This window comes from Anabaena sp. WFMT (assembly GCF_051781005.1).
Classification (GTDB): domain Bacteria; phylum Cyanobacteriota; class Cyanobacteriia; order Cyanobacteriales; family Nostocaceae; genus Anabaena.
On sequence record NZ_JBPWOA010000026.1, the window covers coordinates 1 to 13,924 of the forward strand.

The 13,924-nt window shown below is 37.7% G+C and carries 12 protein-coding genes; 8 read left to right on the plus strand and 4 right to left on the minus strand.

What is annotated here, in order from left to right; translation table 11 throughout:
- Window positions 1–80: 80 nt before the first annotated feature.
- The 4 genes from ACSQ6I_RS17055 to ACSQ6I_RS17070 form a co-directional block, all read right to left on the minus strand.
- Window positions 81–1,592: a protein kinase domain-containing protein gene (locus ACSQ6I_RS17055; protein WP_438891487.1), complete on the minus strand. Its 1,512-nt coding sequence runs from the start codon at window positions 1,590–1,592 to the stop codon at window positions 81–83.
- 78 nt (window positions 1,593–1,670) lie between these two features.
- On the minus strand, window positions 1,671–3,230 hold the full coding sequence (locus ACSQ6I_RS17060; protein ID WP_438891488.1) for a serine/threonine-protein kinase: 1,560 nt from the start codon (window positions 3,228–3,230) through the stop codon (window positions 1,671–1,673).
- A gap of 387 nt (window positions 3,231–3,617) precedes the next feature.
- Window positions 3,618–4,802: an esterase-like activity of phytase family protein gene (locus ACSQ6I_RS17065; RefSeq protein ID WP_438891489.1), complete on the minus strand. Its 1,185-nt coding sequence runs from the start codon at window positions 4,800–4,802 to the stop codon at window positions 3,618–3,620.
- 62 nt (window positions 4,803–4,864) lie between these two features.
- On the minus strand, window positions 4,865–6,325 hold the full coding sequence (locus ACSQ6I_RS17070; protein WP_438891490.1) for a TM0106 family RecB-like putative nuclease: 1,461 nt from the start codon (window positions 6,323–6,325) through the stop codon (window positions 4,865–4,867).
- 313 nt (window positions 6,326–6,638) lie between these two features.
- Between ACSQ6I_RS17070 and ACSQ6I_RS17075 the strand changes: the two genes are divergently transcribed.
- The 8 genes from ACSQ6I_RS17075 (at window position 6,639) to ACSQ6I_RS17110 (ending at window position 13,919) form a co-directional block, all read left to right on the plus strand.
- The gene (locus ACSQ6I_RS17075; RefSeq protein ID WP_438891491.1) at window positions 6,639–7,796 is read left to right on the plus strand and encodes an aminotransferase class V-fold PLP-dependent enzyme; all 1,158 of its coding nucleotides are present in this window, start codon (window positions 6,639–6,641) and stop codon (window positions 7,794–7,796) included.
- Window positions 7,797–7,986: 190 nt separating this feature from the next.
- A complete protein-coding gene (locus tag ACSQ6I_RS17080) occupies window positions 7,987–9,069 on the plus strand; it encodes a glycosyl transferase (RefSeq protein WP_438891492.1) in 1,083 nt (360 codons plus the stop codon).
- Between the two features lie 164 nt (window positions 9,070–9,233).
- A complete protein-coding gene (locus ACSQ6I_RS17085) occupies window positions 9,234–9,647 on the plus strand; it encodes a secondary thiamine-phosphate synthase enzyme YjbQ (RefSeq protein ID WP_438891493.1) in 414 nt (137 codons plus the stop codon).
- A gap of 195 nt (window positions 9,648–9,842) precedes the next feature.
- Window positions 9,843–11,186 carry a protein kinase domain-containing protein gene (locus ACSQ6I_RS17090; protein ID WP_438891494.1) on the plus strand — a complete coding sequence of 448 codons (1,344 nt, stop codon included), beginning with the start codon at window positions 9,843–9,845 and terminating at the stop codon, window positions 11,184–11,186.
- Between the two features lie 155 nt (window positions 11,187–11,341).
- Window positions 11,342–12,130, plus strand: coding sequence for a Nif3-like dinuclear metal center hexameric protein (locus ACSQ6I_RS17095; RefSeq protein ID WP_438891495.1), 789 nt, complete (start codon window positions 11,342–11,344; stop codon window positions 12,128–12,130).
- 301 nt (window positions 12,131–12,431) lie between these two features.
- Complete coding sequence (locus ACSQ6I_RS17100; RefSeq protein ID WP_438891496.1) at window positions 12,432–12,647, plus strand: hypothetical protein; 216 nt, start codon at window positions 12,432–12,434, stop codon at window positions 12,645–12,647.
- 571 nt (window positions 12,648–13,218) lie between these two features.
- Window positions 13,219–13,371: a hypothetical protein gene (locus ACSQ6I_RS17105; RefSeq protein ID WP_438891802.1), complete on the plus strand. Its 153-nt coding sequence runs from the start codon at window positions 13,219–13,221 to the stop codon at window positions 13,369–13,371.
- A gap of 221 nt (window positions 13,372–13,592) precedes the next feature.
- Window positions 13,593–13,919: a DUF6679 family protein gene (locus tag ACSQ6I_RS17110; protein ID WP_015215395.1), complete on the plus strand. Its 327-nt coding sequence runs from the start codon at window positions 13,593–13,595 to the stop codon at window positions 13,917–13,919.
- Window positions 13,920–13,924: the final 5 nt, after the last annotated feature.

The following is a 13,924-nucleotide window of genomic DNA, read 5'->3' on the forward strand; positions in this document are numbered from 1 at the left end:
AATTAGAATTAGCAACGATTAATTAGCACGTCTAAAACGACCTAGAAAATGGCTTAGGCTTGATACTATACACTAACGAATTATCCAACAACCTTGGTTTTCGATTCTATATTTTGCAATATCTGAGATTGCATTAACTTATACTGTTGCTTTAACAGCTTTTTGCTGACTTGGGGTCGAGAAGAGGATGGTAGTTGCTGACTTTGTTGCAGCCAAGTCGTCAACTTTTGGCGTTGTAGTGGAGAAATGCTACTCCTAATAACGCTAACACATTTATGAGATGGTTCTAAAGTGAAGAGAATCAAAGGGTAAGATTTATTTGCTGCTAATGCTGATACCATTTGGAGATTCTGGGTATTTTGCATATCCAAGTAACAGGGCAACCACTTGGGGCCTAGATCCCGATTGTAAAGTACTGTTAACCACAGCAGCATCGGGTGGGGAGAGGTGATAAAGATAAACTGGTTATGGGGGTTGGTATGGAGGCGATTGTTAATTTCTTGTTCAGGTAACATTAGCCACAGAGCGACTACCGATCCTTTGCTAGTATCTATCATTTGAGGAAAAACAATTTCCTGAATGGGTTTATTCTCAGGCCAAACAAGATGCTGATAGGGATTGGTAATTTTTCCGGAAGATTTAGAAAGCAAGGAATGATGAGAAGTGGATGTATGCGCTAAACTTTTGTTTGCTATTTGTTGACTAGATTTTTCTACATCACCCAATACCTGCAAAATTTGGGCTATATTTTGGGGACGGTTTTCCGGTTTCTTGGCCAGACAGGTCATAATTAAATCATTTAACTGCTGAGGCACTTTAATATAGGGATTTGCTTCAGCGATCGCTTTTGGAGCTTCAAAACGATGCGCTTTATACCAAGCACCAAAATAGTTAGTTTCTGGATGCCAAGGTTTTTGTCCTGTCAGCATCTCAAACATCATCACACCTAAGCTATAAATATCAGATCGAGCATCTAATTCTTCCCCATCTAATTGTTCTGGTGAACAGTAAGGTAAAGTCCCATGAAATCCTTTAGTGTGAATTGCAGTTGAAGAATTTAAAAATTTTGCAATCCCAAAGTCTAAAATTTTGACCAATTGTCCCAATATTGGATCAGGAATCACAATTATATTAGCTGGCTTAATATCTCTGTGAACTAGTTGATAATTGATGCCATCAATTTTGGTTCCTTGATGAGCGCACTGCAAGCCTATACAAATCTGGCGTAATAAAGTGAAAAACATTGGCAAAGATATGGGGATTAATTCCTTCAAAATCTTTCCAGATAGATATTCCATCACATAAAATGCCTTACCACTTTGACTGACACCATAATCATAAGCCCGCACAATATGTATACTTTTTTGACTTAATGCAGCACTTAAAAGAGCTTCACGGTTAAAGCTGGCTTGAATTTTTGGGTTAACTACAGTCTGGGATAAAAATTTTATCGCAACTGGTGTGCCTCCTAGCAAAATATCGTGTGCTAAAAAAACTTCACCCATGCCACCTTTACCGATTAACTGCTTAAGTTGATAACGGTTGACAAGCAACTCCTGATTTTCTGGAGACGCAAATGGCCTGGTGTTCACTTTAATAACCTCTAAGTTAAAACGGGGTAAATAAATTTTGGTTAGATGGTGGAAATTGGCAGATAGGCAGATATATGATTAAGATTTAAATAATTCTAAAAATTTATCTAGCCAATATTTGAAAAAAAATGTAGAAGTTTTAGAATTCGTATTTAGCTTTTTGCTAACTTCTTCTTTGATTTTTTCATACTCGAATTTTAACAAATTCTTGGCTTCTTGGGGAGAGATAACTGTTTCCAAAGTTTGACTTGAATTTATAACATCAGTCAGATATTGACGCTGTTTAGCTGTCAGTAAGAAAGTTATAACATTGGCACAGTTGTGAGGATCTTCACGGGCAAAAAATAGTAGATGATAATAGCCCATGTCTGTTAAGCTACGCAATATTTTTTCTTCTTTAGAATTTTTTATATCCAAGTAATAAGATAGCCATCTAAGCACAGAATATGCTTCATCATGTAGCATTGTCAACCACAATACCATAGGATACTCATCCATTTTACTAATAAAGTCAATAGTATATGTTTTTTCTTTAAATTTCAGAATTTCTGCTTGAGGTAACATAGCCCAAAAAGTTGGTATATTACCTTGTGGAGTAGCTAAAAGATGTGGGAAACAAATTAATGCAACTGGTTTATTATTGGGCCACTGTTTCTGCCAACATATTTGCTCAGAAAATGATGTGAAAGGTACTAGTTTTACATCTGTAGAAGATACAACAGTCTTGTTAAGTTGTGCCTTAATTTTAGCTAAATCTTCTAATATTTTACTGGCACTATCGGGTCTATCATTCACATCTTTTGCTAAACAATGCATTACTAATTGCTGTAATTCTTGGGGAATTTTTACATTGGGATTAACTTCTTCAAATTTAGGTGGTGCTTGGATACAATGAAGTTTACACCAAGTGCTAAAGGAGTGACTTTTTGTATAAAATGGATGTCTACCTGTCAACATTTCATACATTAAAAGACCTAAACTATAAATATCAGAGCGCACATCCAAGATTTTATATCCTTGCATATGTTCTGGAGATGAGTAAGGTAAACTACCTATAAATGATTCAGTCATTGTCATCCCACCTGTTTCACTCAGAAATTTGGCAATACCAAAGTCAAGAATTTTGACTATTTCTTGTTTGTTGTCATAGTTATGAATGAATATATTTTCTGGTTTAATATCTCTATGAATAATTGGATAAATTTTGCCTTGGAGGGTGACACCTTGGTGAGCGCAATGTAATCCTAAACAAATTTGCTGACAGATTTCTATAAATCTTGAGATATTTAAACTTTCGACTTTAAGAATTTGTTTAATGGTTCTTCCACGCAGATATTCCATAACGTAAAATGGCACTCTTTCATTAGTAATGCCATAAGTCAATACACGGCTGATATGTGGACTTTTTTTACCTAATTGAGCGCCAATAAAAATTTCTCGGCCAAAACGGTCAGCTAACTCCTGATTGACTATATTCAAGGAGAGCATTTTAACTGCAACTAACATACAGCCTTTGGTAACATCTTCGGCTAGATAAACTCTACCCATTCCTCCTTTACCAAGTAAGTCTCTAATTAAATAACGATTGTTTAATAATTTGCCAATATAGATGTCTGATGGTATTTTGTATTCATTCATATCCTGGCTATTATGTTACACACAAAATCATACGGGTATTTACTACAGGATACTTTATCAAAATTGTTACAGCTATTGTTTTTCTGTATCTATATAAATCTCAATAATAGCCTCAATCCTGTGATGAGGGTATTTATTTCGATGTAGTGAAATTAACATACAACAGATTGTAACTGAGTGAGGTACAAATTATCTTGGCGGCGAATGTAAGTTCGCTTCCTACCGGTGTACTCCATTTACCTAAAAAGGCTGTAACTTCACTTTTCTTAAATTTTGTTAGCTAACTAATCTTATGTAACATATTTTAGCAATAATCGTGCTACTTAAATAGTACTTAAATTGCAGGAAATGGCTATCAATATTTTCAGTAATTATACTTATGGACAGTTATTGATTTCTGGGAATTCGCAGTAGGTGCAATAACCTGTTCAGTGGTGATTCGAGTTTGAGTTTAAAGGCTAGGATTTGGGTGCGTTGCAGTTTATTGAAATTATTATCACTGACGAGAATTAATGAGGTTTGTCCGTCAGGTAATTTAGCACCAAGGGTTAAACCTTCAATGTTGTCTAACGCTACATCTAGGCTTTGCAAATCTAGGAGCAGTTTTTTCTCTACTGGTTTTATTTTGGTTATGTCAACGGTTGACAAACTATCAATTTTGTGGATGTCGTCAGCATTTTCTAAGGAAACTTGAAACAGAGAAATAGCTAGTCCCAAGCCGGTAAAAGACCTTTCTAAACTCAGGAAGTGTCCTTGATTATCTAGGGAGAGTAAATCAGGTAATCCGCTGTCGAACCTGCCTGTAAAATTGAATAGGGGTGTGACTGGTTCGGTCTGGTAGAGGAATTCTTGTTCTGGTTGGTTGTTGGCAAGATTGTACTGCAAAATCCGGCAATTAGTACCAAGGCTAGGTTTGGCTGCTGCACCATCTTGAATTAAAGCGTTTTCGGTGGCTGTAAATAGGGTTTTGTTGTCGGGTGTTATGGTGAGGCTTTCAAAAGCTAAGTTATTACGTATACCTCGCAGACTTTTTTGATTTGGTAAAAATTTATTTGGTATGGGTAGGGTGCTAATAATCTGGCCAGAAGCTAGGGAGAATTTTTGAATAAAGGGATTAATTAATCGCTGAACATCACCTTCTGAAGAGATGAATACATTCGCTTGATTAGTTAAAGCGATACCTTCTGTGTCAGTTGTATTTGGTTTAAATGTTTGATTATTTGTATTTAATAGGGTGGTAATCTTTACGGGAACTACGCCGTTTTTTGTTAACTTACCTTGGCTGAGGTCGATTTTTAGTGTATAAAAACGAGTAGGAGCTTTTTGTCCTCTATCATCAGAGATGGCATAATAGAGGTCGTTTTTAGCGTCGTAAGTAATTCCTGATAATCCTCCCAATTCAGTGTTTTGGAAAGAAAATCCTGTGGGTAAGATGGCTTCACCTATAAAGTCGATGCTTGTTATTTTTACGGCTGCGGTGGCAAAATTACTGAAAACTAGAGTGATAATAATGATGGGAATGATAAAGTAAATGATTTGTGATGGTTTGCAAAGTTTTTTAATAAGTTGCATGAATTAACTACGGTGTAAAAATCACAAAATTAAGATAGCACGGGGAAGAGCAGTTAAATGATTTACGCTAAGAGTCTGATATATTCGTTCTGGACAAAGTTGACTAGCCAATCTTTAACTTTGTGGGTGGCGCGACAGTCGTCTTCGTTGTAGCGTTGGATTAGTTCTAGTAAGGTACGATCGCTCGTTTCTAACCATTGATCATACCAGTAAATACATTTTGCCCCGCTGGCATCTTGATCACGCCACTCAAATCCTAGCCAACGTGCGATCGCTTTTAAAGCATAACTCTCTATTGGTAATGCCACATTTTGGGTGAGTTGTTCATAAATATCAACAAAGCGATCTAGTACCGGACCGACTGAAGAGTAGGGTGTACGGTAAAGTCGCCCTAGTTTTTTCACTGTATCAAATTCGTAAGCACAAAAATGATAAATTGGGGCTTGGGGATATTGCCAAACTAAATCCAAAAATTGCTGCCAAATCTGCGCTTCTTGGGCTGGTGTTTCTGCTAAAAATGAATAAAACTGTTGTGTATTAGTTTCTCTATCGACTACCAAAACCCCTAACAGGTAATTTAAGTTTAAGTCTGGTTGTGCCTCAATATCAAAATATAGCTCGATGGGGGCTGTAAGTGTGAGGTTTTCTTGGGGTAGGGTGTAGGGTAAGATTAAAGGCTGTTTTGTGAATACTGATTGCGCTTGGACTATCAGTTTAGCTGCTACTTCGGCATCAAATCCCACCAGGTTTTCTAAAGTGCTGGGACTGGTGTTAACAAGTGCTTCTAAAGTGGTGGTAGATAGTGCTTGCAGTTGAGTGTAGCGGATGGGTGTGACACCTGGTAAGAGTGAGAGGTGTTGCTGAGATTGAGCGATCGCATAACAATGATTATACCAGTGACAGAGATTGCATTTTTGCCGAGCAATAAATACTTCTGGTGCTGCTGGTGACTCAATTACTTGAATATATTCCGCCAAAATCTCCAACATTTGCGGTGTCCATTTATCTAAGTCCACCACATAATTTGAGTCCTTATTCCGCAATATCAACCAAGCTTCTTCGAGTAGGACTTCCTGTACTGTCCCCGCAATTTCAGCATGAAAGGCAGCAACAACTTGATATTCTTGTTTAGGACGTTTACCTAATTGAATATCCACCGGCACATAAAACCAGTCTCCAAAGCAAGATTTTCCTCGCTGTTTGATTAGTAAATCTGGACGACTCAGTAAGGTATATTTGTCAGCGTAAGTAGCTAATAAAACTCCGCGATAAATGGAATCCACCCCTTGCTGCATCAATTCTAAAGTAGCGGCTGCACCTGCTTGCCAGTCTCTGGAAGGATACTCTGGTTGGTGATATGGCACGTTTTCTAGCACACTTTGCTGATGACTGATTTTGTCTTGTTGTACTTTCACCAGCAATTCATGGGGAACGTCTCGCTGGTTATAGTCCCCATGAGTGTCTAAATATGGTCGCCGTTTACAGCGTTGATATTGTAATAGTAGTTCAGCATTAATTAACATCCTTTTAAATTAACAATAATTAGGGGATTTTAGGACAAAAGTTACTCGCTTTTGAGAAGAATATGGATTAAATGAACCGCAAAGACGCGAAGAACGCGAAGGAAGAAAATAGGTTCTTGGAGTGGGGTGCAGAGGAGAATAGAATTAATATGAGGTTTTAAGTTAAATGGTGAATTTACAGCAGATTGCAGATACATGAGGTATTGAATCTAAATTCAACGTTAGACACCAAGCCAGTTTTACTCCTGACTCCTTGCCCTGAGCGAAGTCGAAGGGCTGACTTCTGCTACAAAATCCAAAATCTAAAATTGATATGTTGCATCACCATCGCGCACAATTTCCTGCTTTAGCAAATAAGGTTTATTTTAATTATGGCGGACAAGGGCCAATGCCTCAAGGGGCAATGGATGCTATCACCCAAACTCAAGCTCACATTCAGGATATCGGACCTTTTGGAACTGAGGCTTATCGCTGGATTTCTCCCCAAATGGATGCTACCAAAGAAGCGATCGCATCCCTATTAAATGTACCAAACCACACAATAACCCTCACAGGTAATGTCACAATTGGTTGTAATATCGGAATGTGGGGAATTGACTGGCAAGCTGGCGATCATTTGCTGCTTTCAGACTGCGAACACCCTGGAGTTATTGCCACTGCTCAAGAAATTAGCCGTAGATTTGCGGTAGAAGTCAGCACCTGTCCCCTCATGGCAACTTTAAATGAGGGCGATCCTGTCAGTATTATTGCCCAAAACCTGCGCCCCAAGACAAAGCTTGTAGTTTTAAGTCATGTTTTGTGGAATACAGGTCAAGTTTTACCTATTGACAAAATCACAGAAATATGTAGAAATAACAATTCTCTGCTATTGGTAGATGCGGCTCAATCAGTGGGCGTACTCCCTTTAAATTTAACAGAATTAGGCGTAGATTTCTATGCATTCACTGGTCATAAGTGGTTATGCGGCCCTGCGGGTGTGGGTGGTTTATATGTAAGAGAGGAAGCCAGGGAAAGGTTACAACCGACCTTTATTGGTTTAAATGGGGTAATTACCAATAATCAAGCACAACCGCTAAATTGGCAACCAGATGGGAGAAGATATGAAGTGTCAACCCTAGCCACTCCATTGTATGTGGGTTTAAGGAGTGCGATCGCTATTCATCAACAATGGGGAACAGCAGAAGAACGATATCACCAAATTTGTAGAAATAGTGAATATCTTTGGCAACGTTTAACAGCATTACCTGATATCAAATGTTTAAAAAATACTCCACCTGAAAGTGGTTTAGTGTCTTTTCAACTTACTAATAATCAGCCGCATTCAAATTTAGTTCAATTTTTAGAATCACAAAAAATATTAACAAGGGTAATTGCCAACCCTAATTGTATCCGCGTTAGCGTTCATTACTTAACCTTAGAATCAGAAATTGACCAATTAATCAAAGTCATCGAGATGTTTTCCCGTCTGTAGATTTCCAATCCTATACAAGTAAGTGTAAGATTACAAATCTTCTTCCTTCTTCCTTCTTCTTTCTTCGCGCCCTTTGCGTCCTTCGCGGTTCATTTAATCCATATTCTTTTTTTGAGAAGCGAGTAAATGACAAACTATACCTTTTCCAAATTTTAAAACATCCTCCGAGGTAAACGAAATCTCAATAACCATGAAACGCCCAATTTTATATATAGCCATCACAAATCACGGCTTTGGTCATACTACACGCACCGCATCAATAGCCGCAACAATTCAAAAATTATGTCCAGAAGTGCTGTTGATTCTCGTCACAACTGCACCTCGATGGCTGCTAGAATCTTATATAAAAGGTGATTTTATCCTCCGTCAACGTGCATTTGATTTAGGTGTAGTGCAAACTGATAGTTTGACAATGGATAAACCAGCAACCTTAGCAAAATTACAGGAGATTAAAAAAAATCAAAATTCTTTAATTGCATCCGAAGTTAATTTTCTCCGTCAAAATCGTGTTAATCTCATCTTGGCAGATATTCCCTTTCTCGCTGCTGGATTTGCTAAAGCTGCAAATATCCCCTGTTGGATGACAAGTAACTTTAGTTGGGATTTTATTTATCGAGACTGGGGAGGAGAATTTATAGAAATTGCTGATTGGATTAGCGATTGGTATACTAAAAGCGATCGTTTATTTCGTCTTCCCTTCCATGAACCCATGTCGGCATTCCCCAATATAATAGATGTGGGTTTAACAGGTGATTCTCCCCACTTCTCTACCAATGAAATACGCACCACTTGGGGAATAACTGCACCACCAGAAAAAACCATATTACTAACATTTGGTGGTTTGGGTTTACAGGCAATTCCTTATCATAACGTCAGTCTATTTCCTGATTGGCAATTTATCACCTTTGATGCCTCAGCACCAGAGTTACCCAACTTAATTAAAATTCAAAACCGTCAATACCGTCCTGTAGATTTTATGCCAATTTGTGGACGAGTTGTTTCTAAACCTGGTTATAGCACTTTTGCAGAAGCTACCCGTCTAGAAATACCTATAGTTACCATACTCCGTGATGACTTTGCAGAAGCTGCTTTGTTATTAGCAGGAATAAAGAATTACAACCATCATCAAATTCTCACACCAACAGAGTTTTTTAAAGGAAATTGGGACTTTTTTCATGACTCACCCCAACCACCAAACCAATCCCAACCAATAGCCAAAGATGGCAATGAAACTATAGCCAAAGCCGTGCTAAATTATTTTCAGTCAATTTAAATAGCAGGGAACAGGGAATACATTTGAAAATATTTTGGTGTCTGGGTTTGATGATTATGCTAAAATTGGCTTTAGCGCGGTGCGGTGCTGACGTTATGCCCAGTATCAAATAAATCCAGATTTTACCACTTTGCAGTATACTATATGTTCTCACCCAATTACCAATGACACATCACCAAAAATTACTAAGAATTTCCACAACTGGCAAATCTTTTCAAAATATTACCTCAAAAATTGCTGCCATAGTTGCAGAATCTGGGGTAAAAATTGGACTCTGCACATTATTTTTGCGTCACACTTCAGCCAGTTTAGTCATTCAAGAAAATGCTGATCCTGATGTACTAATAGACTTAGCAAATTTCATGACTAAATTAGTACCAGAAGACAATCATTATATCCATGATGCCGAAGGTACAGATGATATGCCAGGACATATCCGCACAGTGTTAACTCATACTTCTGAAAGCATTCCTATTAATAATGGTTATTTAGTATTGGGAACATGGCAAGGTATTTATATTTGGGAACACCGACAGCATAATCATACCAGAGAATTGGTAGTACACATTTCTGGCTAGAGGCCGTTTGAAAACTCATAAAATCATAATATTTACTTACTTATGTTAATTAATGAAACTTAATAAATTCTTATTTATGGCTACATATTGTACAATGATTATACCAGTAGAGCAATAAATGGCTGACTACCAACAAATGACTACCAACAAAACTGTTACTTCACATTTATTTAACCATAATTTTTAATCTTTCCCATGTCACCTAAAGTTACTCTCACTATCACCCAAGGTAAATTTTCTGGAAAGCAATATATTTTTGAATCTCGCAGTACTTGTATCATTGGCAGAAATCATGATTGCAACCTGCAATTAGCCAATGAAATTGATATGACTATTTCCCGTTATCACTGCTTACTAGATATTAACCCTCCAGATATTAGGTTGCGAGACTTGGGTAGTTTAAATGGCACTTTTGTTAATAATGAAAAAATCGGTCAAAGAAAACGTAATCAAACTGCACAAGAAGGTTTAACATTAAATTTTCCAGAATATGATTTACAAGATGGTGATGAAATTAAATTGGGTGATACTCTTTTTAAAGTCGGTGTAGAAGTAGAAGCATCAGAAATCACGAAAACACCCAAGATACTTGAAGAAGAAGTAAAACCTAATTATTTAAATATTGTTCAACGCTTACTAGGATTAGCCGCAAGTGGTGATCAAAACCTGCAAGCAATATCCGGTTATCAGTTAGTTAGGTCTCTTGGTAAAGGTCGGTTTGGTGAAGTATTTTTAGCACAACATAGCCAGGCTAGAAAATTTGTGGCGCTAAAGGTAATGTTACCTGCGGTTAATAGTCAGGAACGAGGTGTACAAAAGTTTCTACAGGAAGTAGAAAATACCAAATGTTTAAAAAATTCCCATGTAGTACAATTGTTAGATTATGGCTTTGCTGAACAAACTTTCTTTTTTACAATGGAGTATTGTGAAAGTGGGAATATTTGGGATTTCATGCAAAAGTTAGGATGGCGTTTACCTGTTAATATTGCTGTAGACATAATTCTCCAAGTTCTTGATGGTTTGATATATGCTCATCAAGCGGAAATCCCTTATGTTGAATCAGCTGATGGAAAATTAGTAAAAGGGAAAGGTTTGATTCACCGTGATTTAAACCCCAACAATATTTTGATTACCAATATCAATGATAAAATAGTAGCAAAAATAGGGGATTATGGTTTAGCTAAAGCTTTTGACTTAGCTGGGTTAAGCGGTCAAACTTTGACAGGATCTCAAATGGGTACACCCGCATTTATACCACGTCAGCAGGTATTAGATTTTAAGCACGCCTTACCTGAAGTTGATGTTTGGGCAACAGCAGCTTGTTTATATAATATGTTGACAGGTTATTTTCCAAGGGATTTTACTGGTGATCCTTGGTTGGCAGTATTGCAAAATGATCCTGTACCTATTCATAAGCGTAATAACAGTATCCCTAAAAAGTTAGCGGAAGTAATAGATTTAGCTTTGGTGGAGAAGCCGCAAATTACTTTTCAAACAGCGGATGAGTTTAAGCAGGAGTTGATTAAAAGTATTAAATAGTTACTTTTTTTATGTCTCTCAACGCAAGATTAAAAATAATCTCCCCTACTTAAGGACGGGAACTGATCATCGTATTTCCAAGGGCAGGAATTAGGTTACAATTACTATATAAACAAAATTATGTATTATTACGTATAAATATACCTAGAACATCTATGAAAATTGCTGATTTAATCACCTGGTTTGAAGAATGGGCAAATCCCTCTTGGTGTGAAAATTGGGATAATTGCGGTTGGCAGATTGAGCCTGGTGTGTTAAGGGAAGAAGCAAGAGTGTTGGTGTGTTTGACTCCAACTTTAGCAGTAATGCAAGAGGCAATATCTAGCAATGCGAATCTGATTTTTGCCCATCATCCCCTCATTTTTAATCCCCCTAAATCTCTACGCAGTGGGGAAGGGTTGACGGAAATGGCACGGTTAGCTTTTATTCACAATATCGGTATCTACAGCGCCCATACAAATTTTGACCAGGTAAATGATGGCACAGCGGATGTTCTAGCGCAATTATTACATCTGCACGCAGTATCTCCCATAGTTCCCACCCAAGCAGGATTAGGATATGGACGTGTGGGAATGCTAGAACCATCTTTAACATTGCAGGCATTACTCAGCACTATTCAAGCTCAACTTAACCCGCCAAAGTTGATTTTTTCGCCTACTGCTGATTTGCAACAGCAGATTTCACGAGTTGCTGTTTTGGGTGGTTCGGGGGCTGGTTTTATTTCCGCAGTTGTGAAAACCAAGGCCCAGGCATATCTCACCGCTGATTGTAAATTCCATCAATTCCAAGAAAGTAGAGATAGGGAACTGATTTTAATTGATGCTGGGCATTATGCCACTGAACGCCCAGCGTGCGATCGCTTGGTACAAAAATTCCAGTTACTCAACTTAGATTGGGTGCAATTGAGTCAAAAGGATGAAGATTTCCGCCAGTTTTTACCTTGATTAGATATTCTAGCGCTTTGTGCTTTTAAAGACTAGCTTCTTGAAACCACAATCAAAGTAAAGTATTATTAAATACAAAGCCATATTAAAATCATTTGTGTAAATTAGTATCTAATACCACTTATTTACCTTAAGTGCTTAGTGTTCAAACGCATACATAACAAGATTTGGTTTTTTTATTTGTGATCTGAATCACAATACAAGTGTAATTACAATCACTAATAAACCTGTCCTATATCAATGCTTTTAGGGAGCAAGTGTCACAGACTATAAATGACAAATTATTTGTTATGTCCTATTTATGATTCGTACACTTATCGCATCTGCCTTCCAAACTGGATATCTTAGTGTTGAATCAGAGGGTTTACTTCATCAAGTGCTGGTGACTAGATGCTATCAGTCAGATGATTTAAAAGCTCTTGCCGCCCTATACGAAGCAATCCACACAGGTCAAATAAAACGAGAAGCTTCCTCTAAGAACCTGATGGAATTACCCGCTCTCAACAAATCTAACTAAGTAAATGTCTGAATCAAACTGGACATAAAGCCAGGGTAAGCTCAAATTTGGGCTTTTATTTAGTCAGATAGAAAATTTGACAATACCCTTCTGGTAGGGTAAACGTAGATATTGCCTGCTCTAAAATTTTACTTGTAGAGAGCAACTAAATATAAAAATATATATTGAAGCAGTGACAATACTGCCACTTAGTTACGTGTAGGCATAATTATACAGTAGGGATATTTGTAAAAGCGAGAAACTTCCTGCCGAGCATGATGAGCAAAACTTTTTACTGGTTAACCCGTCTAAAAATTACTGCCCAGTACCTCCAAATAAAAAAATCTCCCAACTTCCAATATTTTTGCCCCCAACAGGTTGCCTATCCTACAGAATAATTTATCGCTTTTCATCCCTGTAAGTGGTTATTATCAAGCAAAATACACCTGTATTATTTCAGGTTACAAATAAAAACTTAAAACTATTCGGTGATTGTTGTTTAAAACCATGAAGGTCAGCCTGAGAATGAGTTAAGATCAAGTACATTAGGGTTAAAACTAAAGCCAAGTCCCCAGACTTCCTAGAAATGCCAATGACTACAAGTAGGCAACTCAAACAACCGCAATCATCGCTTGTTTTGCAGTACTATTTATTACATGATGGTAGTAAGGAATCACCACCACATATTCACCTGGTTAGGACAAATCCAGAAATGTTTGACTTCTATGAAGTAGACATTGTCTAGAATAAGCCCAAAAGAGATTGAGTTCAACTAATGCAGTAACCATTGGTTTATGACCCAAGATTTCCCTATATCCAAACTACTACAACCGAGTCGTTGGATTGGGTTAATAAACACAATAATTCTGAACCGTGAAATTGACCTCTTGAGGGTGTATTGTAACTGGGGTAAGACCCAGATTTTGAAAAGTTTAACTACGTTGTTTAAAAAGGCAGAAGCAGTACATGCTACACCGCAAGATTTATCAACTGTGTTGCGACGGGCGGGAGGTATGTGTTTTTTTGCGGGATCAGCAACGCTGGATAGAGCGGGCCCGCATCATCGATATAGAGGGTGATTTAGTGACTCTACGCTATGAAACAGACGAAGAAGACGAAGTTTGTTCTTGGGAAGAGATGGTTCGCCTAGAAAGCATTGGCGCTGTAACGCAAAAATTAGCTTCCGTACCACGGGGTAATGTGGAACCTCTCACAACAGAAGATTGTCCTGAAGCGGAACGTATCCGCAACCATTACACTGACTTAAATCCAGAGTCAGGGGAATATCAATAATTCAG